This window comes from Streptomyces asoensis, from assembly GCF_013085465.1.
Classification (GTDB): Bacteria; Actinomycetota; Actinomycetes; order Streptomycetales; family Streptomycetaceae; genus Streptomyces; species Streptomyces cacaoi_A.
This window is the reverse complement of the sequence record NZ_CP049838.1, coordinates 2726610-2749675: the sequence shown is the minus strand read 5'-3', so window position 1 is coordinate 2749675 and position 23066 is coordinate 2726610. Positions and strand designations below refer to the sequence as shown.

Genomic DNA, 23066 nt, shown 5'->3' with positions numbered 1-23066 from the left:
GAAAATGCACCCTACAGGGGTCCTTTCCGACCCGTAGGTTGAGGGACATGACAACGAACACGACGGGTACGGATGGGGCGGCAGCGGTGGCAGGACGGTCCCGCCTCGACTTCGGGAAGACCGCCGGCAAGGCGTTCCGCGCCCTGATCGGCTTCGACGCCGCCGCCCGCGAGGGCCTCGACCCGGCCCTCGTCGAACTGATCCAGATCCGCGCCTCGCACCTCAACCACTGCGCGTACTGCCTTCACATGCACACGGGCGACGCCCGCAAGGCCGGCGAGAGCGAGGAGCGGCTGCACATGGTCGCCGTCTGGCGCGAGGCCCGCCACTTCTTCACCGAGAAGGAGCAGGCGGCCCTGGCCCTGACGGAGGCCGTCACACTGGTGGCCGACGGCGGCGTCCCGGACGACGTCTACGCCGAGGCCGCCGCCCGCTTCGACGAGCAGGAGCTGGCGCAGGTGCTGGCCCTGATCTGCACGATCAACACCTGGAACAGGGTGGCCCTGGCGACGGGGAAGGTGGCCGGGACGGACGAGCGCCGCTGAAACGATCCGGCCCCGCGTGCTGTCCCGACGCCACGTTCGTGCCCTGTCCGGTGCCCTGTCCTGGACGTCCCGGCCTAGCTGCTCATCGGACGGTCGTACGGGCCGATCGGCGACGGCAGCCGTGAACTCCCCGTCAGATGGCGGTCGACGGCCGACGCCACCGCCCGCCCCTCCGCGATGGCCCACACGATCAGCGACTGCCCGCGCGCCGCGTCCCCCGCGGCGAACACGCCGGGCACGTTCGTCGCGAAGTCGGCGTCCCGCGCGATCGTGCCCCGCGGCTCCAGCGTCAGCCCCAGCTGCTCGACGAGCCCGTCCTCCCGGTCGGGCCCGGAGAAGCCGAGGGCCAGCAGCACGAGGTCGGCGGGGAGCGCCCGCGCGGTGCCCTCCACCGGCCTGCGCCGCGCGTCGACCTCGACGAGGTGCAGCGACCGTACGTGCCCGGTTTCGTCGCCGGTGAAGCGGAGCGTGGACGCCGCGAACAGCCGCGCGTCCGCGTCCGCCGCCGGAGCGGACTCCAGATCGCGCGCCTCCTCGTGCGCCGCCGAGAGCCGGTAGATCTTCGGATACGTCGGCCAGGGGTCGGTGTCCTCGTCGCGTTCAGGACCGGGCTGCGCGTAGATGTCCAGCTGGGTCACGGACGCGGCGCCCTCGCGCACCGCCGTGCCCAGACAGTCGGCGCCCGTGTCGCCACCGCCGACGATGACGACGTGCTTTCCGGCGGCGGACATCGGGGACGACTCCAGGTCGCCCTCGCCCACCCGGTTGGCCAGCGGCAGATACTCCATCGCCTGCTGTATGCCGGTCAACTCCCGCCCCGGAACGTGCAGTTCCCGCCATTCGGTCGCCCCGGTGGCGATCACCACGGCGTCGTAGCGGACCCGCAGATCCGCGGCCATGACGTCCCGCCCGATGGTGGTCGAGGTGCGGAACTTCGTGCCCTCGGCCCGCATCTGCTCGATCCGCCGCTCCAGGTGGTGCTTCTCCATCTTGAAGGAGGGGATCCCGTACCGCATCAGTCCGCCGATCCGGTCGTCCTTCTCGTAGACGGCGACGGTGTGCCCGGCCCGGGTCAACTGCTGTGCCGCGGCCAGCCCGGTGGGCCCGGAACCGATCACCGCGACCGTCTTGCCGGACAGCCGGTCCGGCGGTCGCGGCGGCGTGAGACCGTCCGCCCAGGCCCGGTCGGCGATGGCGGCCTCGACGTTCTTGATGGTGACGGCCGGCTGGTTGATGGCGAGGACGCACCCGGCCTCGCACGGAGCAGGGCACAACCGGCCGGTGAACTCGGGGAAGTTGTTCGTCGCGTGCAGCCGGTCGCTCGCCGCCCGCCAGTCCTCCCGGGACACCAGGTCGTTCCACTCGGGGATCAGGTTGCCGAGCGGACAGGCCTCGTGACAGAACGGGACGCCGCAGTCCATGCAGCGGTCCGCCTGCTTGCTGACGATGGGCAGCAGCGCCCCGGGGACGTACACCTCGTCCCAGTCCCGCACCCGCTCCTCGACCGGCCGCCGGGGCCAGTCCTCGCGGGGTGTGGTCATGAATCCCTTGGGATCGGCCATGGGCGTCTTCCTCGCGTACGCGTACGACAGGCCGAGCGTCATCGGGCGGCACTCTTTCGGCCACGATACGTCGCGTCGGCCACCCATGCAGAGTGGCGGACAGCGCTTTCCGCGGTGGGCGTCCGGTGCCCCGCAGGGTGTCCGTGTCCGGTCAGACCAGGGCCAGGACGTACACGACCGCCGAGGCCGCGGACGCGACCGCGCGCAGGTGGTTCCACCGCGTCCACTCACGCAGGTAGGTCGGCCAGTACGTGACGGCCTCCGGCGAGCCCGGTTCCAGCTTCGCCAGTACCTCGTTGCGCGGCACGTTGCCCGTCACGGTCACCCCGAACGCGCCGCACAGGTACAGCGCGCTGCCCAGCAGCAGGTGGACCGTCCCGTCGTCCGGCCACAGCACGAAGGTCACCACGGCGATCACCGCGCACACCGCCGCCGCACCGAGGAACAGGACCATGAACGCCGGTGTCAGCGCGGAGGAGTTGATCGCGTTCATCGCCGCGACGCCCTGGGCGGGCGGCAGCGCGGCGAGTCCCCGCATCACCAGGACCGAGAAGGCGCAGAAGACCCCGGCCATCAGCCCCGTGGTCAGCGTGCCCACCACCGCGAGCACCTCATAGGGTCCATCGATCATGACAACGTCAACTCCCACCCTTGGTGCGGAGATCTTCCCCGGGTCCGTGCCTCACCTCAAGTGAAATCCCGTTCATGATCGGTCACCATGGCCGAAACGCGCGGCGACATGTGCGGACGTCCACCAGGCCGGCCAGGCTGTTGCCGTCCGCGCTACGGAACCGTCTCGTCCGTCCCGTCGCCTCCCTCCCGCCACGTCCGTATCCGGGCCTCCATGTCCGCCGCGATCCGCCGACGTGCCTCGTGCCGGGGCACGCCGCTCATCAGCAGCCGGTCGTACGGCGTGTCCAGATGCCGTACGGACGCCACGACGGCGGAGACGACGGCCCCCTCGGACAGCGCCCGCCCGGCGGCGCTGCGTCCCACCCGGCCACTGCCCCGCAGGGAGGCGTGCGCGGCGATCCCGCGCGCCCGGCCTGCCGGGCAGCCGGGGAGCAGCCGCAGGATCTCCGCCGCGAACGTCTCCGCGAAGCGCTCGTCCTGTGCCGCCCGGTGCCGCGCGTCCCGGGTCCGGCGCCGCCGCCGTGCCTCGGCGTCCGCCAGGCACCGCTCCTCGGCCCGGGTGAGCGCCGCCTCCTCGACCAGGACGCCCTGGCGCTCGTAACGCCCCTTGCGCCGGTTGAACCGGACCACCACCGCCGACAGCCCGCTCTCCTCCCGCGACCTGCGGGTCAGTGCCGTGTCACCGCGCGGCAGGAACACCAGGTGCCCGAGATCGGCGCAGTCGAGGCAGCGCGGCGCGGCGTCCTCCAGGACCAGCATCGGCAGCGGCCCACGACGGCACCCGGCGCAGTACTTCCGCCGGAGCGGCTGGACGACGAGAAACCCGGTGCGGGGCGCGGGAACGGTGAGGGATACGGCTGCCATAGGGCCTTCATGCCCCCTGGTGGACGCGGCAGCACCTGGTCACCGGCCCGTGGGCGGACGGACGGTCGCGGACGGGCTCAGGTCGCACCAGGGCGAGGCGGCCGGACCGGCGCCTGACGCATCATGGCCGTGTGCGACTCGAAGCGATCACCTGGGAACGGCTCGGCGACCTCCTCGCCGAGCGGCTGCTCGACCTGAAGCCCGCCGACGGCATCCGTTGGCCACGCATCGCCTTCGACGGCGCCCCGGCAGCCCGTCCCGGAGACCTCGCCGAGCGGGTCGCCGAGGCCCTGCGCACCCGCGGCCACCCCTCCCGGGTCGTGGACACGCACGGCTTCCTGCGCCCCGCCTCCCTCCGCCTGGAGTACGGCCATCACGATGTGGACGCCTACTACGACGGCTGGTTCGACACCGGCGCCCTGTGGCGCGAGGTGTTCGATCCCCTCGAACCCGGCGGCGACGGACGGATCCTGCCCGATCTCCGGGACCCTGTCACCGACCGCGCCACCCGTAGCCCCTATGTCCCGCTCGCTCCCGGCGGCTTCCTGCTGCTGCACGGCCCCTTTCTGCTGCGGCACTGGTTCCCCTTCGACCTGACCGTCCACGTCCTCCTCTCCCCGCCGGCCCTGCGCCGGCGCACCCCCGAAGCCGACCACTGGACGCTGCCCGCCTTCGAGCGATACGTCCAGGAGACCGATCCGGCCGACGCGGCCGACGTCCTCGTCCGCGCGGACGACCCCCGCCATCCGGCCTGGGGCGGCTGATCCCACGCCGGCGAACGTGCTCCGGGTGCGGGCGCCGGGTGGCGCGGCAAGAATGTAGGGCGCCGGGACTAGCGGTGCCCCTCCCCGCGCCGCGCCGGCCGTCCGGCACCGGGAGGTACCGCATGACCACCGCCGGAGACATCATGCACCGGGGCGCCCAGTGGATCCCCGCCCACGAGACCCTCGACCGCGCCGCCCAGCTGATGCGCGAACTGAACGTCGGCGCGCTGCCCATCAGCGACGAGAACGAGCGGCTCTGCGGGATCCTCACCGACCGGGACATCGTCGTCGGCTGCGTGGCCATGGGGCACGACCCCGCCAAGGTCACCGCCGGCGAGATGGCCCAGGGCACACCGCGCTGGATCGACGCGGGCGCCGACGTCGGCGAGGTGCTCCACGAGATGCAGGAACACCGGATCCGCCGGTTGCCCGTCATCGAGAACAAGCGCCTGGTGGGCATGATCAGTGAGGCCGACCTCGCCCGGCACCTGCCCGAGGAGCAGATCGCCACCTGGGCCGAGACCGTCTACGCGAGGTCCTGACCCGACCGGCACTGACAGCGGTGACCGTACTGGCGGCCGTGGCGGCGGTGGTGGCGGTTGCCCGGACCGGAGCGGTCGTTCAGAGCCAGCCGTTGCGCCGGAAGCCGCGGTACAGGACCCAGCAGGCGACAGAGATCACGCCGAGGACCAGGGGATAGCCGAACCTCCAGTGCAGCTCCGGCATGTGGTCGAAGTTCATGCCGTACACCCCGCACACCATCGTCGGCACGGCGATCACCGCGGCCCAGGCCGTGATCTTCCGCATGTCCTCGTTCTGCGCGACCGTGACCTGCGCCAGATGCGCCTGAAGGATCGAGTTGAGCAGCTCGTCGAAGGCGGCGATCTGCTCCGTGGCGCGCAGCAGGTGGTCGGAGACGTCCCGGAAGTAGGCCTGTATCTCCGGATCGATCACCCGGACCGGCCGGTCCGAGAGGTCCAGGAGCGGACGACCGAGCGGCACCACCGCCCGCTTCAGCTCGAGGAGTTCACGCTTGAGCTGGTAGATGCGACCCGGATCCGCCCGTGCGCCGTTCGCCGCGAAGACATCCGTCTCGACCTGGTCGATGTCCTCCTGCACGGAGTCGATGACATTGAGGTAGTCGTCCACCACATGGTCCGCGATCGCGTGCAGCACCGCCGACGGCCCCTTGGCCAGCTGAGTGGTGTCGGACTCCAGCTCCTCGCGCAGCGGGCCCAGCGATCCGTGCCGGCCGTGGCGCACCGTGATCACGAAGTCCCGGCCGACGAACACCATGATCTCGCCGGTGTTGACCACCTCGCTGGTCGCCGTGAGCTCCTCGTGCTCGACGTAGCAGACGGTCTTGAACACCGCGAACAAGGTCTCCCCGTACCGCTCGACCTTCGGCCGCTGATGGGCCTCGACGGCGTCCTCGACGGCCAGCGGATGCAGGTCGAAGAGCTCGGCGATCCCTGCGAACTCGTCGTTCGTCGGCTCGTGCAGGCCGAGCCAGACGAAACCGTGACCGTGCTTGCGCACACGTTCCACCGTGTCGACCAGATCGCCGCCGCGCGGGGCCCGCACGCCGTCCCGGTACGTCACACAGTTCACCACCGAGGAACCCAGCGGGGACCGCGCCGGGTGACTCAGGTCGACCCGCGGCCGTCGCCGGGCCAGCCGCGCCACCCTGCGCAGGCCGCCGACCCTTCCGAGGCCGGTGACCTTCCGCAGATTCCCCGCCATGGTCATCTGGGTCTCCTTGCGTATATCTCCGCGGGCCGCGCTCCCGCGTCCTGGCGCGCCAGTCTGCCAGGCCCGCGTAGGCCGAGGGTAAGCCTGTGGAAAGGGCCGCTTCCGCTTTGTTCCCGCCTGTGGACGACGGATACCGCGGACCGTTCGCGAGACCGTGGCCGCCCGTTGCGGCACGGGTTCACGGCGTCGCCGACCGCATCCGGGCCGGGCCGTCCCCTACGCCCGGCCCGGCCGCGTCGACGACCTCCGGCGAGCGGGACAACTGGGATGATCGCCGCATGACGCGATCCGACGGGTACCTCCTCGACAACCGGCAGCCCGAGGCGGGGGAACGCTTCGACGCCTTCGCCGCCCTCTTCGACGCCACGACGCTCCGTCACTTCGAGGCGTTCGAGGTAGGCCCCGGCTGGCGCTGCTGGGAGGCCGGCGCCGGCGGTACCTCCGTGGTGTCCTGGCTGGCGAAGAAGGTCGGTCCGACGGGCAAGGTCCTCGCGACCGACATCGACACCTCCCGGCTGACGTCGGTCGCCCGCCCACCGGTCGAGGTGCGCGTCCACGACCTCGGCGCCGAGGAGCCGCCGATGGAGGGCTTCGACCTGGTGCACGCCCGGCTCGTGCTGGTCCATGTGCCGGACCGGGAGCGGGCGTTGCGATCGATGGTCAAGGCGCTGCGACCGGGCGGACGGCTCCTGATCGAGGACGCCGACCCGGCCCTCCAGCCCCTGCTCTGCCCCGACGAACACGGCCCCGAACAGCAGCTGGCGAACCGCTTGCGGCACGGCTTCCGCAAGCTCCTGGCCGGCCGGGGCGCCGACCTCTCCTACGGTCGTAAGCTCCCGCGTCTGCTCCGCGAGGCCGGGCTGCGCCGGGTCGAGGCCGACGCCTACTTCCCCGTCACCTCACCCGCCTGCGCGGCCCTGGAGTCCGCGACGGTCCGCCAGATCCGCGGCGAACTCGTCGGAGCGGGCCTCGCGACCGACGAGGACATCGACCGGCACCTGGCGAACGTCGCCTCCGGAGACATGGACCTGGCCACGGCGCCGCTGATCTCGGCTTGGGGACGCAAGGACCAGAAGGCGTGAGCGGGTAGGAGATGTGAGCGGTAGAACGGGCGTGGGCCCGCCGGCGGTGGGAGTCCGCCCGGCGTGGTGCCCTCAGCCGGCGTGGGCACGGTACGTCGTCGACTCCGCGCCGTCGCGCCGCGCGGGGGGTCTGCCGCCCACGCGTTCCACCGCCCGGGCCCCCGCCCGGCACCCCTCGGTCGCCGCGGCCCCCGCATCGGCGCCCGCGAGCAGCGCGGCGAGGAAGGCTCCGGTGAAGGCGTCGCCGGCGCCCGTGGTGTCCAGGGGCGTCGCCGGAGCGGCGGGGACGCGGACGAGCACAGTGCCGTCACGGGCCACCAGCGCGCCGTCGGCACCCTCCTTGGACACCACCAGCGGGACCAGGCGGCTCAGCGCGGCCGCCGCGCCCGCCCCGTCGAGCAGCCCGGTCAGCAGACAGGCCTCGGCACGGCTGGGCAGCAGCACGTCCACTCCCTCGACGAGGGACAGGAAGCGGTCGACGCCCAGGTCCACCAGGAAGCCCGCCGACGCCGGATCGAGACTCACCGGCACCCCACGCGCGCGTGCCGCCGCCGACGCCGTGCCCACCAGCGCGCGCCCGGACTCCGAGAACAGCAGGTAGCCCGACAGGTGCAGCCGGCCGACCCCGTCCAGGAGAGCGTCCGACCAGTCGCCGGGGTCGAGCCGCAGGGACGCGCCGCTGTCGGTGAGGAACGTCCGCTCGGCCGCGGCACCGGTGTCGACCAGGCAGATCACCGTCCCCGTGGTCGCCTGCGGGTCGACGACGAGCCGCGGCCGCACCCCGCAGGCGGTCAGCTCCCGTTCGTGCCAGGCCGCCGACTCCGCGCCCACCCGGCCGAGGAGCCGCACGTCCGCGCACCCCCAGTGCGCCGCCCAGCACGCCACGTTGGCGCCCGCCCCGCCCGGCAGGGTCCGGATCACGGAGGCCGTGTCCGTGCCCGAGGCGAGTGGACCCCGATGCCGGGCGACGACGTCCGTCACGACGTCTCCGACGACCAGCAGCGCCCCACTTCCCGAGCCACCGCCCGCGGGTGCCCTTCCGCCGGGCTCGAAGCTCGATCCCGATCCCGAGCCCGATCCCGATCCTGAGCCCGAGCTCGATCCTGAGCCCGAGCTCGATCCTGAGCCCGAGCTCGATCCTGAGCCCGAGCTCGATCCTGGGCCTGATCCCGAGCCCGAGCCCGAGCTCGATCCCTGGCCTGGGCCTGGGCCTGAGCTCGATCCCTGGCCTGGGCCTGGGCCTGAGCTCGATCCTGGGCCTGGGCCTGAGCCTGAGCTCGATCCTGGGCCTGGGCCTGAGCCTGAGCTCGATCCTGAGCCTGATCCTGGGCCTGAGCGCGATCCTGAGCTCGATCCTGATCCCGAGCCCGAGCCCGAGCCCGAGCCCCGCCCCGCCCCCGATCCCGCATCCCGGATCGGCTCGCCGGGGTCGCCTTGACCGCCGTCCGTCCCGTCCGGTCGGGCGGTCATGCCTCGGCCCACGCCGTCGCGATCCGTGCCGCCAGCCGCACATTGCCGCGCACCGCCGCCAGATTGGCGCTCAGGGACGCGCCGTCGGTGTGCCGGACCAGGTAGTCGAGCAGGAACGGCGTGACGCCCTGGCCGGTGACGCCGGCCTCCTCGCACGCGTGCAGCGCGTCGGCGAGCACACGCGCGTGCAGCTCGGGATCCAGCTGCTCCTCCTCGGGAACCGGATTGGCGACGATCAGCGCGGACTCCGGAACGCCGAGCGCGTCCTGAGCCCGCATCACGTCGGCCACCTGCCCCGGGGTCCGCACCGTCCAGTCCACGGGATGCCCCGAGTCGGAGAGGTAGAACCCCGGGAAGCGCTCGGTGCCGTACCCGGCGACTGCGACGCCCAGCGTCTCCAGCCGCTGGAGGGTCGCCGGCACGTCCAGAATCGACTTCACGCCCGCGCACACCACCGTGATCCGGGTGCTCGCCAGCAGGCCCAGGTCGGCCGACTCGTCCTGGGTGACCGTCCACTCCCGGTGCACCCCGCCGAGCCCGCCCGTCGCGAACACCCGCACCCCCGCGAGCGCCGCCAGGAGCGCCGTGGCCGAGACGGTGGTCGCCCCGCTCGCCCCCGAGGCCACGGCGAGCGGCAGGTCGCGATGGCCCAGCTTGCGGAAGCCGTCCTCGTTGGCGACGCGCTCCAACTGCTCCTTGTCCAGGCCCACATGGGGCCGCCCGTCCAGCACGGCGATCGTCGCCGGTACGGCGCCCTCCGCGCGTACGACCGCCTCCAGTTCCAGCGCCACCTGGAGGTTGCGCGGGCGGGGCAGCCCGTGCGAGATGATCGTGGACTCCAGGGCCACCACGGGTCGACGCGCGTCGACCGCGTCCCGCACCTCTTCCGACACCACCAGCACCACGCGCCCGCCTCCTGTCCGTCGGTCTCCCCCTCATCTCTGGCGGGCGGCGCGCCCGGTCAAACCCTTGCGGCCTGTGGGGCAGGACACCAGCCTGGGACGTATGACGGACAACATGACACGTCTCGACCACGTCGTCCTGTGGGTACGCGACCCGGTCGCCGCCGCCGACTTCTACGAGAAGGCCGTCGGCCTGGAGCCCGTACGGCTCCCCGAGTTCGCCGCAGGCGAGGAACCGTTTCCCTCCGTACGCGTCAACGAGGAGGCCCTCCTCGACCTCATGCCGTTGTCGATGGCCGAGCGGATGAAGATGCTCCCCGGCGCCGCCGAGAGCGCGGGGCACCCCGTGAACCATGTCTGCCTCGCCCTGCCGCAGGGCGACTTCGACACGCTGCTCGCCCGCCTGGAGGAGCGCGCCGTCCCCGTGTCGGACGTCTCGCAGGGCTCCTTCGGCGCCCGCGGCGAGGCCACGCGCAGCTTCTACTTCCGCGACCCGGACGGCAACGTCATCGAGGCACGGCACTACGACTGACCTGGCTACGGCCGACGTATTTACCACTGTGGTGCCGACGGCCGGTGTTGCTAGGACTGTTGTACGCCCGGCGGGCTGTCCGCTGCCGTCCTGGTCCTGTCCCCGTTCCTGTTACGGGTCCGGGTGAACAGCACCAGGGCGGCCAGCGGGACGAGCAGACTCGCCGCGGCGACATTGAGCCACGCGTAGCTCGCCTGCGCGACGATCAGCCCGGCGATCGCTCCGCCGAACCCCGCCGAGGTGTTCATGGTGAGGTCGGAGATCCCCTGGGCGGCGGCACGCGCGGACTGCGGCACCGAGTCCGTCAGCAGCGCGGAACCCGACACGAGCCCGGCCGACCAGCCCAGCCCGAGCACGAAGAGCCCGGCGGCGGTCTGTCCGTGGCTGTCGCCCGCCGTCCCCGCCAGGAACATCGCGACGGCCAGCAGCCCGGCCGCGAGTCCCGCCACCGAGAGCCGCCCCACCCGGTCCGCCAGCCGTCCCATCAGCGGCGCGAACGCGTACATGCCCGCGATGTGCCCGCTGATGACCAGCCCGATCAGATCGATGCTCGCGCCGTGGTGGGTGAGGTCGAGCGGGGTCATCGACATGACCGAGACCATCGCCGTGTGCGACACGGCCACCGTCACGAGCGCGAGCCGCGCGCGGGGCGAGGCGGCGACGGCCGCCAGACCGGCATGCAGGGAACGGGCCTCCGGGGACCGATCCTCCTGCGGCGCGAGCGCGCGGGCCGTCAGCAGCGGGTCGGGGCGCAGCAGCACGGCCACCAGGACCGCGGCCATGACGAAGATCCCGGCCGCCCACAGGAAGGGGCCCGCCGCCGCGGGTATCCCGAGTCCGGCGACGCTCCGGCCGGCCGGCGCGGCGATGTTCGGGCCCAGGACCGCGCCGATGGTGGTCGCCCACACCACGTTCGAGATGGCCCGGGCACGCCGCTGCGGCTCGGCCAGGTCGGCGGCGGCGAACCGCGCCTGGAGGTTCGCCGAGGACGCCGCGCCGAAAGCGGCCATGCCGCACAGCAGCAGCGGGTAGTTCCCGCCCCGCGCCGCCACCACGACGACACAGGCGCCCAGGGCGCCCACCAGATAGGCCAGTACCAGCCCCGGCCGACGCCCGCGCGCGGTCATCAGCGCGGCCATCGGCATCGACAGCACGGCCGTACCGGCGACGGTGGCGGTGGGCGCGAGCCCGGACAGCGCCTCGGTGCCGCTGACCTGCCGGGCCAGTACAGCGGACAGCGCGATGCCGGTGGCGACGCCGAGCCCGCCGAGGATCTGGCTCGCGACCAGCACCGCGGTCGTGCGGCGCCGCAGCGTGGGCAGGAGAGCGGCGTCGACGGGCGCGGCGGCGGCGCGCTCGACGGCGGTCACGGCCCGCGCCGGACCGTCGCGCGGCCGTGGCGACGACCGGGAGATGTGGTCACCGGCGCAGTGTCCCCTCAGAACAGCGGCTCGGGTAGTACCCCTTCCAGCGCGAGCAGCTTCCGCTTGGTCTCCAGACCGCCCCCGAACCCGCCGATGCCGCCGTCGCTCTCCACCACCCGGTGGCAGGGCACGACGACCGGCAGCGGATTGGCGCCCATCGCCACCCCGACCGCCTGCGCCGCCAGCGGCTGTCCCACCCGCCTGGCGAGATCGCCGTAGCCGACGACCTTCCCGTACGGGACGCCGGACGCCAGTTCGCGGAGCACCTGGCGGTTGAAGCCCGAGATCAGCGACCAGTCCAGCGGCAGCTCGAAGGCCCGCCGCTCACCGGCGAAGTAGGCCTCCACCTGGCGTATCGCCTCGGCCAGCAGCGGGGAGTCGGGCGCCTCGACGGGCTCCGTGCCCAGTCGGGCCGCGAGCCGGCCGAGCGCCTGGTCGCGTACCGCGTCGGTGGCGTGGAACACGACGTTGAGCAGGCCCTCACCCGTCGCGGCCAGCAACAGCGGACCGATGTCGGTACCGACGACGGTCCACACGACCCGCTGCTCGTCCTGCCCATTGCTGTCCATGCGCCCACCGTACGGCCGGCCACTGACAACGCCCCTGGGCGGCGGCACGGCCCGCTCCCGCACCGCGCCCCGGGGCCGCCGGGCGTCAGTACCCGTACAGGGCCCGCCGCACCACGTCGGGCTTGTTGGTGATCACGCCGTCGACGTCGTACCCCGCGACGGCCTCGGCGGTCGCGGGGTCGTCGACGGTCCAGACGAAGACCTTCATCGGCTTGCCGTGCGGTCCGGTGAGCGCGTGCACGGCGGAGACGTACGCGGGGGAGAGGGCGGCGTACGACGGGTTGATCAGGTCGGCGAAGCCCGTGTACCGGGGCAGGTCCGCGAGGGCCGGCATCCCGAGCAGACCGGTCCGCACCCCCGGCTTCAGTTCGTGGACGGTCCGCAGGCTGTCGGCGCTGAAACTCTGCACGATCAGCCGGTTCGTGAGGTGCCGGCGGTCCAGCCAGCCCTCGTTGCTCAGCAGCTTCAGGGTCTGCTGCTCGATCCCCGGATACAGCTCGGGGTTCTTGACCTCCAGGAGCAGCTTCTGGTGGTGATGCTCGACCCGGTCGACGTACTCCTTGAGCGTCGGCACACGCACGCCCGTGTAGGCGGCGCCGAACCAGCTCCCCGCGTCGAGCAGGGCTATCTCGGCCGCCGTGAAGTCCCGCACCTTCCACGGGGCCCGGCCGGGAAAGACCTCCTCGGCGTCGGTCGTGCGGCGGAGACTGTCGTCGTGGATCACCACGAGCTCGCCGTCCCTGGTGCGCTGGACGTCGTTCTCCACCCACAGGATGCCCAGCGAGGCCGCCTCGTCGACGGCGTCCAGGGTGTTCTCGGGGGCGTGGGCGGAGGCTCCCCGGTGGGCGATCACCGACGGCCGGAAAGCGCTGCCCGCCCGGGCGTCGTGAACGGGGAGCAGGAGGGCGACGGTGCCCAGGACGGCGGTGGTCGTGGCGGCAACTACGCGCGCGTGCATGCGTACTCCTCGCGTCGGGCCATCACATACAGCTCAACAGTGACAGCAGAGGGTCGACAGCGGGGGTGTGCAGGATGACCACAGAATGAAAGGAGACTTCGGAGGCCGCTCACTGGTGCCGCACATGTGCGACAAGGGCGTGTTTCTTTGCCGGAAAATCGTTCGACCATTCCGGTGGGGGTCATACTCTCTCTCAGCCTTGACCGCGCTCAGCGGTCCTGGAGAGGGGCGAGTTTCAGGAAGATCAAGCAAACAGGGCGAAGGGCAACCGCGCATGCAAGGCACGGTCGACGGTTTCAGCTACGGACTCGTCACACCGCTGGTGGCCTACCTCATGGCCTGCCTCGGCGGTGCTCTCGGTCTGCGCTGCACCACCAGAGCCCTGCTCGTCGCCCAGTCCTGGCGCCCGGGATGGCTCGCCCTCGGCTCGGCGGCGATCGGCTCCGGCATCTGGACCATGCACTTCATCGCGATGATCGGCTTCACGGTCGACGGCGCCCCGATCCACTACGACAAGCCGATGACGTACGCGAGCCTGGGCGTCGCCATCGTCATGGTGGGCGTGGGGATCTTCATAGTCGGCTACCGGGGCGCGACCGGAACGGCGCTGTTCACCGGGGGCACCATCACCGGCCTGGGCATCGCGTCGATGCACTACCTGGGCATGGCCGGAATGCGCTTCAACGGAACTTTGCAGTACAACACGTTCACCGTCGCCACCTCCGTCGCCATCGCCATGGGTGCCGCCACCGCCGCCCTGTGGGCCGCGGGACAGGTCAGGGGCTTCCTGTGGAGCGTGGGCGCCAGCCTGGTCATGGGGCTGGCCGTGACCGGCATGCACTACACCGGGATGGCCGCCCTGAGCGTCCATCTGCACACGGGCGCCCCGACCGCGGGCGACTCTCCCGCCGCCCTCCTCGCGCCGATGCTGATCGGCCCGCTCGCCTTCCTCTGCCTCGCGGGTGTGGTCGTGATGTTCGACCCGTTGATGGTCATGGGCAAGCCCGACTGGACGCCCGCCGAGCACAAACCCGGCGTCCCGGCGCACCCGCCGGCCCCGCACCCGTCGCGCCGCTCCCGGCTCCGCAGCCGCCGGAAGGTGACGCACCGGGAGTTCCGGACCCCGCAGAACCGCTGACTCCCGTACCCGGGACCCCGGGGCCGGCCCCCGCGAAACCCCTGATCGGACCCCGTTGTCAGTGGGGGGCCGTACGGTGGATGACATGCGGCCCGTTTCTCACATCGAACGCACGGTGGCGCCTTTCGAGGTCGTCAGCCCCTACCAGCCCAGTGGCGACCAGCCGGCGGCCATCGCCGAGCTGGCCAAGCGCGTCGAGGCAGGTGAGAAGGACGTCGTCCTGCTCGGCGCGACCGGCACCGGAAAGTCCGCGACCACCGCGTGGATGATCGAGAAGCTCCAGCGCCCCACCCTGGTGATGGCGCCGAACAAGACCCTGGCCGCCCAGCTGGCGAACGAGTTCCGCGAACTGCTGCCGAACAACGCGGTCGAGTACTTCGTCTCGTACTACGACTACTACCAGCCCGAGGCGTACGTCCCGCAGTCGGACACCTACATCGAGAAGGACTCCTCGATCAACGAGGAGGTCGAGCGCCTGCGGCACTCCGCGACCAACTCGCTCCTCACCCGCCGTGACGTCGTCGTGGTCGCCTCGGTCTCCTGCATCTACGGCCTCGGCACCCCGCAGGAGTACGTGGACCGCATGGTCCCGCTCCGCGTCGGCGACGAGCTCGACCGGGACCAGCTGCTGCGCCGCTTCGTCGACATCCAGTACACGCGCAACGACCTGGCGTTCAGCCGAGGCACCTTCCGGGTGCGCGGCGACACCATCGAGATCTTCCCGGTCTACGAGGAGCTCGCCGTCCGCATCGAGATGTTCGGCGACGAGATCGAGGCCCTGTCCACGCTGCACCCGCTCACCGGCGAGATCATCAGCGACGACCAGCAGCTGTACATCTTCCCGGCCACGCACTACGTGGCGGGCCCCGAGCGCCTGGAGCGGGCCGCCAACGACATCGAGAAGGAGTTGGGCGAGCGCCTGGCCGACCTGGAGAAGCAGGGCAAGCTCCTGGAGGCCCAGCGCCTGCGCATGCGCACCACGTACGACCTGGAGATGCTCCGCCAGATCGGCTCCTGCTCCGGTGTCGAGAACTACTCGATGCACTTCGACGGGCGCTCGCCCGGCTCCCCGCCGAACACCCTGCTCGACTACTTCCCGGACGACTTCCTGCTCGTCATCGACGAGTCCCATGTCACCGTCCCGCAGATCGGCGCCATGTACGAGGGGGACGCCTCCCGCAAGCGCACCCTCGTCGACCACGGCTTCCGGCTGCCCTCCGCCCTCGACAACCGCCCCCTGAAGTGGGAGGAGTTCCAGGAGCGCATCGGGCAGACCGTCTACCTGTCGGCGACCCCCGGCAAGTACGAGCTCTCCCGCGGGGACGGCACCGTCGAGCAGATCATCCGCCCCACCGGCCTGATCGACCCGGAGGTCGTGGTCAAGCCCACCGAGGGCCAGATCGACGACCTGGTGCACGAGATCCGCACGCGCGTGGAGAAGGACGAGCGCGTCCTGGTCACCACGCTCACCAAGAAGATGGCCGAGGACCTCACGGACTACTTCCTGGAACTCGGCATCCAGGTGCGCTACCTGCACAGCGACGTCGACACGCTGCGCCGGATCGAGCTGCTGCGCGAGCTGCGCGCCGGCGAGTTCGACGTCCTGGTCGGCATCAACCTCCTGCGGGAGGGGCTCGACCTGCCCGAGGTGTCCCTGGTGGCGATCCTCGACGCCGACAAGGAGGGCTTCCTGCGCTCCGGCACCTCGCTGATCCAGACCATCGGCCGCGCGGCGCGCAATGTCTCCGGTCAGGTCCACATGTACGCCGACAAGATCACCCCGGGCATGGAGCGGGCCATCGAGGAGACCAACCGCCGCCGGGAGAAGCAGGTCGCCTACAACACGGCGAACGGCATCGACCCGCAACCGCTCCGCAAGAAGATCAACGACATCGTCGCCCAGATCTCCCGCGAGGAGGTCGACACGGAGCAGCTGCTCGGCTCGGGCTACCGCGCGAAGAAGGACGGGCGGGGCACCAAGGCCCCTGTGCCCTCCCTCGGCGACAAGGCGGCCAAGGGCGCCAAGTCCAGGTCGGCCAAGGGCAAGTCCAAGGAGACGGTGCCGACGGACCGTCCCGCGGCCGAACTCACCGAGCAGATCGAGGAGATGACGGAGCGTATGCGGGCCGCCGCCGCCGACCTCCAGTTCGAGGTCGCCGCCCGGATCCGCGACGAGGTCTCCGAAATGAAGAAGGAACTGCGCCAGATGAGGGAGGCGGGTCTGGCCTGACGGACCCCTGCGGCAGCTGTGCCCTCGCCCCGCACCGGCTGTGTTGCAAGACCGACACAAAGTGCGGGCCTGGGTACGGCAGTGTCAGTGCCTTTGCGTAGGGTTTCCGTCAACCGCGGGCTCGCGGCAACAGGGGACAGCTCGAGAGGGGAATCAGCGCGTGACCGTCAACATGACCAAGGGTCAGGCCATCAGTCTTCAGAAGAACGACGGGGGCAGCCTGACCGCGGTGCGCATGGGTCTCGGCTGGCAGGCGGCCCCGCGGCGTGGCCTGTTCGGCTCCCGGACCCGGGAGATCGACCTCGACGCCTCCGCCGTTCTCTTCGCCGACAAGCAGCCGGTCGACGTCGTCTTCTTCCGCCACCTGGTGAGTGACGACGGCTCGGTCCGTCACACCGGTGACAACCTCGTCGGCGGTGTCGGTCAGGGCGGCGACGACGAGGCGATCCTCGTCGACCTCGCGCGCGTGCCGGTCCACATCGACCAGATCATCTTCACGGTGAACTCCTTCACCGGCCAGACGTTCCAGGAAGTGCAGAACGCCTTCTGCCGTCTGGTCGACGAGACCAACGGCCAGGAGCTCGCGCGCTACACGCTGGCGGGCGGCGGCGCCTACACGGCCCAGATCATGGCGAAGGTGCACCGGGTGGGCGGCGGCTGGAACATGACGGCCCTCGGCGCGCCGGCCAACGGCCGTACCTTCCAGGACCTGATGCCCGCGATCCTGCCCGCGCTCTAGGGCGGAGAGCGGCACCCAAGACAACACCACACGCGACGCAGGGGGACGACAGGCGATGACGGCCGAGCTGGTGCGGGGGCAGAACCACCCGCTCTCCCAGGTCCGCCTCGAGATCCGGGTCTCGGCCGGCCGGCCGGTCATGGCGGTTGCCACACTCGGTGACGAGAGCGGCAAGGTCCCCGGCGTCGAGTGGGTGGCCCACCCCGGCGTACCCACACTGCCCGGCCTGGAGGTCTCCCGGCAGGCGGCCGCCGACCACCGTCTCGCGGTGGACCTGGACGCCGTGTCGGCGGCCGTGCACCGGGTCAGCGTGCTGCTCGCCCTGCCCGCGGGCGTCGGCGGGCCGGTCAGCTTCGGCTCGGTCGCGGCCCCCTTCATCGCGGTCACCGGCCTCGACGGCACCGAGGTCGCCACCTACACCATCACCGGCCTGGAGGCGGAGTCGGCGGTCGTCGCGCTGGAGCTGTACCGGCGTCAGGGCGCCTGGAAGGTGCGCGCCGTCGGCCAGGGCTACGCGGGCGGCCTCGCCGAACTCCTCACCGACCAGGGTCTGTCGCAGGCGCACCGACTCGCGGCCGGCATCAACGAAGCCGTGGTCCAGGGCCTGGCCCGCTCGGTGCAGGCGCCGCCGCGTACGGCCGACGGCGACCGCTCCCGGCAGGCGGCCGCGTCCGCCCTCGGCCCGGACCAGAGCGGCTCGCCGTACGGCGCGCAGGGCACCCAGGGCGCCGCCGGTCCGTACGGGGCGACCCAGAACCCTCAGGGTCCCTCGGGTACGGGCTACCCGGCGGGCACCACACCGACGGATCCCGACGCCACCCAGCCGACGCCGACGACACCCACCACCGGTGGCTCGATCGACTACAGCCACCCGCGTCGGCAGAACGCCGCTCCGCCCCCGCCTCCGCCCACCGCGCCTCCGGCCCAGCCCGGCCGGCCCGCCCGGCCCGTCGCGGGTGACGCGACCGGCTGGTCCATGGAGGAGCGGCTCTACAACCAGGTCTGGGGCATGTTCGAGGACCTGGCCCGCAGCACGGCCGCGTACCGCAGCGCCGTCGACTTCGCCGATACGCGGATGGAGAAGGAGCTGGACCAGGTCCTGTCCGACCCGCGCAGCAGGATGGGCGGCCAGGGCGACGCCGCCCGCGAGGCGGCCCAGGCCAAGCACATCCAGCTCGTCGACCAGGCCCGGGAGGCCCTGGACCGGGATCTCGTCCAGCTCGGCGCCGAGGCCGACGTGGTCGAGCCGGCGCTGCCCGCGGCGTACGCGCGCTGGGACAACCCCGTCTGGCACGCCTACCGCGTCCCCATGGAGATGCCCATGGCCGTGCGGCTGGGCGACCTCCACCTTCCCGAGAGCGACCCGCTGCGCATCCCGATGCTGGTCAGGCTCCCGCTCGAACGCGGTCTGTGGATCGACAGCGGGCGGTCGGGCTTGTCCGACGGGTCGTTCGCCGACTCCCACGAACTGCGCCGCCTCGCCATGGAGTCGGCCGTGGCGCACACGGCCCGGCTGCTGGCGGTGCATCCGGCGGACGAGTTCACCGTGCACGTCGTCGATCCGGCCGGCTCGGGCGCCCGGGAACTCGCGCCGCTGGTGCGGAGCGGCGTGCTCGCGGCCCCGCCCGCGGTCGGTGCGGCAGGTGTCGCGGCGGTCCTGGGCGGGCTCACGGAGCGGGTCGACCTGGTGCAGATGGCGGTGCGTGGTGGCATGGCCGACTCGCTGCCGCCCGGCTTCGACACGGCCCAGCAGCTCCTGGTCGTCAATGACTTCCCGCACGGCTTCGACGACCGTGCCGTGACCCAGCTGCGTTACCTCGCGGACGAGGGGCCCGGCGTCGGCGTCCACCTGATGATGGTCGCCGACCGGGAGGATGCCGACAGTTACGGTCCGTTGCTGGACCCGCTGTGGCGTGCGCTGCTGCGGCTGACGCCCGTGCCCGAGGACCACCTCGCCGACCCCTGGGTGGGGCATGCGTGGACGTATGAACCGAGTCTCGTGCCGCCCGGCAGCCAGGTGCTCCAGCAGGTCCTCGCTCAGGTCGCGGCGGCTCGCGCCAAGTACTAGTAAAGGCTTCTGACCAGCGGACTTGGTCTTTCTTTTGCCAAGCGCTTTACCTTTTCTTGGTGGTTGGGGTACTGTTTTCCTCACGGAGGGGAGTACTCCCTGCTGCGGCGTACCCGTCAATACGGATCAGGCCTGATCCCGGGGCGTCGGCCCATTCCGGGTGGAAGAGACCTCCGGCAGCGCGACGACGCTGATTACCTGCCGTTACGTACTGTCGGAGGCGCAGTGAATGTTTCCCTGGCCCTATGGGGCCTCACCATCGTGGGCCTTGCCGCCCTCATCGCGGTCGACTTCTTCATCGGCCGCAAGCCGCACGACGTGTCGATCAAGGAAGCGGGGATCTGGACCGTCGTCTGGATCGCGCTGGCCGGGCTCTTCGGAGTCGGGCTGCTCGTGTTCAGCGGCGGTGAGCCGGCCGGCGAGTTCTTCGCGGGCTTCATCACCGAGAAGTCGCTCAGTGTCGACAACCTCTTCGTCTTCGTCCTGATCATGGCGAAGTTCTCGGTCCCGTCGCAGTACCAGCAGCGGGTCCTGCTCGTCGGTGTCCTCATAGCCCTGGTCCTGCGGGCGATCTTCATCGCCGCGGGCGCCGCGATCCTCGCCAGCTTCGCGTGGGTGTTCTACCTCTTCGGCGCCTTCCTGATCTGGACCGCCTGGAAGCTCATCCAGGAGGCCCGTGCCGACGAGGAGGACGAGGAGTTCGAGGAGAACAAGCTGCTCAAGGCCGTGGAGAAGCGGTTCGGCGTCGCCGACCGCTATCACGGCACGAAGCTGTGGATCGAGCAGAACGGCAAGCGGGTCATGACCCCGATGCTGGTCGTGATGCTCGCGATCGGCACCACCGACGTGCTCTTCGCGCTCGACTCGATCCCCGCGATCTTCGGCCTGACGCAGGATCCGTACATCGTCTTCACCGCCAACGCGTTCGCCCTGATGGGGCTGCGACAGCTCTACTTCCTCATCGGTGGCCTGCTGAGGAAGCTGGTCCACCTCAGCTACGGCCTGTCGGTCATCCTCGGCTTCATCGGCGTGAAGCTGGTGCTGCACGCCCTGCACGAGTCCGGGGTCCACGTCCCCGAGATCAGCATCCCGGTCTCGCTCGGCGTCATCTGCTCCGTCCTGATCGTCACCACGATCACCAGCCTGCGGGCTTCGAGGAAGCAGGCGGCGGCCGAGGCGGCGCGGACGGAGAGCGAAGGCGCTCCGAAGGACAGCATCGAGGCCTGACCACGGAGGACGTAGGAACAACCACCCCCGGGAGCGGTGCGCGGTGAATTGCCGAGCACCGCTCCCGGTGCTTCGTCGGGAGCTGCGCGTTTCCACCCAGGGGCGCGTGTTCCGGGCCGGACGGGCCGGAATGCGGAGCCCCTACGGCTCTGCGACGATCGCTGCATGATCGCTCGGCTCAGGTCGGTCACGACCCGGTGGACAGCGCTCGTGCCGGCGCTCGCGGTCGTCCTGCTGGCCCTGACCTGGGGACGCGACCTGCCCGGCGCGGTCGTCGCCGTGGTGACGCTGGTCCTCGCCGGAGCGGTCCTGGCCGCCGTGCACCACGCGGAGGTCGTCGCCCACCGGGTCGGTGAACCCTTCGGATCCCTCGTCCTCGCGGTCGCCGTGACGATCATCGAGGTCGCCCTGATCGTCACGCTGATGGCGGACGGCGGGGACAAGAGCTCGACCCTGGCCAGGGACACGGTCTTCGCGGCCGTGATGATCACCTGCAACGGCATCGTCGGCCTGTGCCTCCTGGTCGCCTCGCTGCGCCACGGCACGGCGATCTTCAACCCGGAGGGCACCGGCGCGGCACTGGCGACCGTCGCGACCCTGGCCACGCTCAGTCTGGTCCTGCCGACCTTCACCACCAGCAAACCGGGCCCGGAGTTCTCCTCCGTCCAGCTCACCTTCGCCGCACTGTCCTCACTGATTCTGTACGGCCTGTTCGTGGCGACCCAGACCATCCGGCACCGCGACTACTTCCTGCCGGTCACCCGGCAGGGAGACGTGATCACCGCAGACGACCACGCCGGCGCCCCCACGTCCCGGACCGCCTGGATCAGCCTCGGGCTGCTCGGCCTGGCCCTGATCGGTGTGGTGGGCCTCGCCAAGGGCGTCTCGCCCACGATCGAGTCCGGAGTGGAGGCCGCCGGACTGCCCCAGGCGGTGGTCGGTGTGATCATCGCGCTGCTCGTGCTGCTCCCCGAGACGATCGCCGCGCTGCGCTCCGCCCGCCGCGACCGGGTGCAGACCAGCCTCAACCTCGCGCTCGGCTCCGCGATGGCCAGCATCGGTCTCACCATCCCCGCGGTCGCCCTGGCCTCCATCTGGCTCTCCGGGCCGCTCGTCCTCGGCCTCGGCCCCACCCATATGGTGCTGCTCGCGCTGACCGTCGTGGTCAGCTCGCTGACGGTGGTCCCGGGACGGGCCACGCCGTTGCAGGGCGGCGTCCACCTCGTGCTGTTCGCGGCCTACCTGGAGCTGGCGATCAATCCGTAGCCGGCCGCACGGCGGCCACCCGTACCGGCCGGGTCTCCGGCAGCAGCGCGAAGCAGCCCAGGCTGAGCAGCGCGATCCCGGTCAGATAGGCGCCCACACCCCACGGGACACGCCCCGAGCGCTCGGCGAGGGCGGTCGCCACGATCGGCGTGAGCGCGCCCCCGAGGACTCCGCCCAGGTTGTAGCCGACCGCCGCACCGGTACAGCGCACACGCGGCGCGTAGAGCTCCGGCAGATACGCCGAGATCACCGCGAACATCGTGACGAAGGCGAGCAGTGCCCCCAGAAAGCCGAGGAACATCGGCAGCGGCTCGCCTGTCGAGAGCAGCGCGACCAGCGGGAACATCCACAGTGCGGCCGCCGCGCAGCCCACGAGGCACAACGGTCGGCGGCCGAAGCGGTCGCCGAGCATCGCCATCACGGGAGTCAGCGAACCCTTCACCACCACGGCGGCCATGATGCAGACCAGCATGACCGTACGGCTGACCCCGAGCCGTTCCGTCGCGTACGCAAGGGACCAGGTCGTCACGGCGTAGAAGATCGCGTACCCGGCGGCGAGCGCGCCGGCGGTCAGCAGGACGAGCCGCCAGTGGTCGCGTACGACCTCGGCGAGCGGCACACGCGCGTGGTCGTCGATCTCCAGGAACCGGGGGCTCTCGGGCAGCGACGACCGGAGCCACAGCCCGAGCACGGCCAGCGCCCCGGCCGCCCAGAAGGGCACCCGCCACCCCCACTGCGCGAACTGCGCCTCCGTCAGCGTCACCGACAGGACCAGCACCACCCCGTTGGCGAGCACGAAGCCCACCGCGGGCCCGACCTGCGGGAAGCTCGACCACAGCCCGCGCCGCTCGGCGGGCGCGTGTTCCGCGGTCAGCAGCACCGCGCCGCCCCATTCCCCGCCGAGCCCCAGCCCCTGGAGGAAACGCAGGACGAGCAGCAGCAGGGGAGCGGCCACCCCGATCGTGTCGTACGTCGGCACGCAGCCGACCGCGACCGTCGAGGCACCGGTCAGCAGCAGGGAGACGACCAGGACCGGCCGGCGCCCGCGCCGGTCCCCGATGTGCCCGAACAGCACCGAGCCCAGCGGCCGCGCCACGAACCCCACGCCGAACGTCGCGAACGCGGCCAGTGTCCCGGCCAGCGGCGAGAACGTCGGGAAGAACAGCGGCCCCAGAACCAGCGCGGCCGCGGTCCCGTAGACGAAGAAGTCGTAGAACTCGATGGCCGTCCCGGCGAGCGAGGCGGCTGCGAGCCGCGGCATGGAGGGCGCCTTCACGGTGTGTACGTCGTGCATGCCGCGTCAACTACCCACAGTGATGGCGGGTTACGGGGGCGTGCGGG

Annotated in this window: 21 protein-coding genes; 11 read left to right on the top strand and 10 right to left on the bottom strand. The window is 71.5% G+C overall.

What is annotated here, in order from left to right:
• The first annotated feature begins 47 nt into the window (after nt 1-47).
• Nucleotides 48-545, top strand: coding sequence for a carboxymuconolactone decarboxylase family protein (locus tag G9272_RS12305; RefSeq protein ID WP_171396612.1), 498 nt, complete (start codon nt 48-50; stop codon nt 543-545).
• A 74-nt stretch (nt 546-619) separates the two neighbouring features.
• On the opposite strand, the gene G9272_RS12300 is transcribed toward G9272_RS12305, so the two are convergent.
• The 3 genes from G9272_RS12300 to G9272_RS12290 form a co-directional block, all read right to left on the bottom strand.
• Nucleotides 620-2107 (bottom strand): glutamate synthase subunit beta, encoded by a 1488-nt coding sequence (locus G9272_RS12300; protein ID WP_171401953.1) that lies wholly within the window; start codon nt 2105-2107, stop codon nt 620-622.
• 151 nt (nt 2108-2258) lie between these two features.
• Entirely contained in the window at nt 2259-2738 is a 480-nt protein-coding gene (locus G9272_RS12295; RefSeq protein ID WP_171396611.1) for an anthrone oxygenase family protein, read from the bottom strand.
• Between the two features lie 152 nt (nt 2739-2890).
• Entirely contained in the window at nt 2891-3604 is a 714-nt protein-coding gene (locus tag G9272_RS12290) for a DUF2293 domain-containing protein (protein ID WP_171396610.1), read from the bottom strand.
• A gap of 131 nt (nt 3605-3735) precedes the next feature.
• Between G9272_RS12290 and G9272_RS12285 the strand changes: the two genes are divergently transcribed.
• The gene (locus G9272_RS12285) at nt 3736-4368 is read left to right on the top strand and encodes a uridine kinase (RefSeq protein WP_171396609.1); all 633 of its coding nucleotides are present in this window, start codon (nt 3736-3738) and stop codon (nt 4366-4368) included.
• A gap of 122 nt (nt 4369-4490) precedes the next feature.
• Nucleotides 4491-4910, top strand: coding sequence for a CBS domain-containing protein (locus G9272_RS12280; protein WP_020131872.1), 420 nt, complete (start codon nt 4491-4493; stop codon nt 4908-4910).
• A 79-nt stretch (nt 4911-4989) separates the two neighbouring features.
• On the opposite strand, the gene G9272_RS12275 is transcribed toward G9272_RS12280, so the two are convergent.
• Complete coding sequence (locus tag G9272_RS12275; protein ID WP_171396608.1) at nt 4990-6117, bottom strand: magnesium and cobalt transport protein CorA; 1128 nt, start codon at nt 6115-6117, stop codon at nt 4990-4992.
• 281 nt (nt 6118-6398) lie between these two features.
• On the opposite strand from G9272_RS12275, the gene G9272_RS12270 reads away from it, so the two are divergent.
• Nucleotides 6399-7202: a methyltransferase gene (locus tag G9272_RS12270; RefSeq protein ID WP_171396607.1), complete on the top strand. Its 804-nt coding sequence runs from the start codon at nt 6399-6401 to the stop codon at nt 7200-7202.
• A 72-nt stretch (nt 7203-7274) separates the two neighbouring features.
• Here G9272_RS12270 and G9272_RS12265 read toward each other — a convergent pair whose 3' ends face one another.
• Entirely contained in the window at nt 7275-8204 is a 930-nt protein-coding gene (locus tag G9272_RS12265; RefSeq protein ID WP_171401952.1) for a carbohydrate kinase family protein, read from the bottom strand.
• Between the two features lie 464 nt (nt 8205-8668).
• Nucleotides 8669-9577 carry a pseudouridine-5'-phosphate glycosidase gene (locus G9272_RS12260; protein ID WP_171396606.1) on the bottom strand — a complete coding sequence of 303 codons (909 nt, stop codon included), beginning with the start codon at nt 9575-9577 and terminating at the stop codon, nt 8669-8671.
• A 100-nt stretch (nt 9578-9677) separates the two neighbouring features.
• Here G9272_RS12260 and G9272_RS12255 point away from each other — a divergent pair, with 100 nt between their 5' ends.
• Complete coding sequence (locus G9272_RS12255) at nt 9678-10106, top strand: VOC family protein (RefSeq protein WP_171396605.1); 429 nt, start codon at nt 9678-9680, stop codon at nt 10104-10106.
• Between the two features lie 50 nt (nt 10107-10156).
• Here G9272_RS12255 and G9272_RS12250 read toward each other — a convergent pair whose 3' ends face one another.
• The 3 genes from G9272_RS12250 to G9272_RS12240 all read right to left on the bottom strand — a co-directional run bounded on the left by G9272_RS12250 (nt 10157) and on the right by G9272_RS12240 (nt 13057).
• The gene (locus tag G9272_RS12250) at nt 10157-11476 is read right to left on the bottom strand and encodes an MFS transporter (protein ID WP_171396604.1); all 1320 of its coding nucleotides are present in this window, start codon (nt 11474-11476) and stop codon (nt 10157-10159) included.
• Nucleotides 11477-11544: 68 nt separating this feature from the next.
• Nucleotides 11545-12099 (bottom strand): methylated-DNA--[protein]-cysteine S-methyltransferase, encoded by a 555-nt coding sequence (locus G9272_RS12245; protein ID WP_171396603.1) that lies wholly within the window; start codon nt 12097-12099, stop codon nt 11545-11547.
• 85 nt (nt 12100-12184) lie between these two features.
• A complete protein-coding gene (locus G9272_RS12240; RefSeq protein WP_171396602.1) occupies nt 12185-13057 on the bottom strand; it encodes a glycerophosphodiester phosphodiesterase in 873 nt (290 codons plus the stop codon).
• Between the two features lie 274 nt (nt 13058-13331).
• Between G9272_RS12240 and G9272_RS12235 the strand changes: the two genes are divergently transcribed.
• The 6 genes from G9272_RS12235 (at nt 13332) to G9272_RS12210 (ending at nt 21725) form a co-directional block, all read left to right on the top strand.
• Entirely contained in the window at nt 13332-14195 is an 864-nt protein-coding gene (locus G9272_RS12235; protein ID WP_171396601.1) for an MHYT domain-containing protein, read from the top strand.
• Between the two features lie 85 nt (nt 14196-14280).
• Nucleotides 14281-16425 carry an excinuclease ABC subunit UvrB gene (gene uvrB / locus G9272_RS12230; RefSeq protein ID WP_171396600.1) on the top strand — a complete coding sequence of 715 codons (2145 nt, stop codon included), beginning with the start codon at nt 14281-14283 and terminating at the stop codon, nt 16423-16425.
• A 160-nt stretch (nt 16426-16585) separates the two neighbouring features.
• On the top strand, nt 16586-17164 hold the full coding sequence (locus G9272_RS12225; RefSeq protein WP_057599421.1) for a TerD family protein: 579 nt from the start codon (nt 16586-16588) through the stop codon (nt 17162-17164).
• Nucleotides 17165-17219: 55 nt separating this feature from the next.
• Complete coding sequence (locus tag G9272_RS12220) at nt 17220-19232, top strand: TerD family protein (protein ID WP_171396599.1); 2013 nt, start codon at nt 17220-17222, stop codon at nt 19230-19232.
• A gap of 225 nt (nt 19233-19457) precedes the next feature.
• Nucleotides 19458-20459, top strand: a complete 1002-nt coding sequence (locus G9272_RS12215; protein ID WP_171396598.1) for a TerC family protein — start codon at nt 19458-19460, stop codon at nt 20457-20459.
• 165 nt (nt 20460-20624) lie between these two features.
• A complete protein-coding gene (locus G9272_RS12210) occupies nt 20625-21725 on the top strand; it encodes a calcium:proton antiporter (protein ID WP_171396597.1) in 1101 nt (366 codons plus the stop codon).
• Here the strand turns inward: G9272_RS12210 and G9272_RS12205 are convergent.
• On the bottom strand, nt 21715-22986 hold the full coding sequence (locus G9272_RS12205) for an MFS transporter (protein WP_171396596.1): 1272 nt from the start codon (nt 22984-22986) through the stop codon (nt 21715-21717). The genes G9272_RS12210 and G9272_RS12205 overlap by 11 nt on opposite strands.
• Nucleotides 22987-23066 lie beyond the last annotated feature (80 nt).

Bases quoted from the DNA above. Each gene is read 5' to 3' on its own strand.
- G9272_RS12305 (WP_171396612.1), top strand. From the start codon at position 48: ATGACAACGAACACGACGGGTACGGATGGGGCGGCAGCGGTGGCAGGA.
- G9272_RS12300 (WP_171401953.1), bottom strand. From the start codon at position 2,107: ATGGCCGATCCCAAGGGATTCATGACCACACCCCGCGAGGACTGGCCC.
- G9272_RS12295 (WP_171396611.1), bottom strand. From the start codon at position 2,738: ATGATCGATGGACCCTATGAGGTGCTCGCGGTGGTGGGCACGCTGACC.
- G9272_RS12290 (WP_171396610.1), bottom strand. From the start codon at position 3,604: ATGGCAGCCGTATCCCTCACCGTTCCCGCGCCCCGCACCGGGTTTCTC.
- G9272_RS12280 (WP_020131872.1), top strand. From the start codon at position 4,491: ATGACCACCGCCGGAGACATCATGCACCGGGGCGCCCAGTGGATCCCC.
- G9272_RS12275 (WP_171396608.1), bottom strand. From the start codon at position 6,117: ATGACCATGGCGGGGAATCTGCGGAAGGTCACCGGCCTCGGAAGGGTC.
- G9272_RS12270 (WP_171396607.1), top strand. From the start codon at position 6,399: ATGACGCGATCCGACGGGTACCTCCTCGACAACCGGCAGCCCGAGGCG.
- G9272_RS12255 (WP_171396605.1), top strand. From the start codon at position 9,678: ATGACGGACAACATGACACGTCTCGACCACGTCGTCCTGTGGGTACGC.
- G9272_RS12245 (WP_171396603.1), bottom strand. From the start codon at position 12,099: ATGGACAGCAATGGGCAGGACGAGCAGCGGGTCGTGTGGACCGTCGTC.
- G9272_RS12240 (WP_171396602.1), bottom strand. From the start codon at position 13,057: ATGCACGCGCGCGTAGTTGCCGCCACGACCACCGCCGTCCTGGGCACC.
- G9272_RS12235 (WP_171396601.1), top strand. From the start codon at position 13,332: ATGCAAGGCACGGTCGACGGTTTCAGCTACGGACTCGTCACACCGCTG.
- uvrB (WP_171396600.1), top strand. From the start codon at position 14,281: ATGCGGCCCGTTTCTCACATCGAACGCACGGTGGCGCCTTTCGAGGTC.
- G9272_RS12220 (WP_171396599.1), top strand. From the start codon at position 17,220: ATGACGGCCGAGCTGGTGCGGGGGCAGAACCACCCGCTCTCCCAGGTC.
- G9272_RS12210 (WP_171396597.1), top strand. From the start codon at position 20,625: ATGATCGCTCGGCTCAGGTCGGTCACGACCCGGTGGACAGCGCTCGTG.
- G9272_RS12205 (WP_171396596.1), bottom strand. From the start codon at position 22,986: ATGCCGCGGCTCGCAGCCGCCTCGCTCGCCGGGACGGCCATCGAGTTC.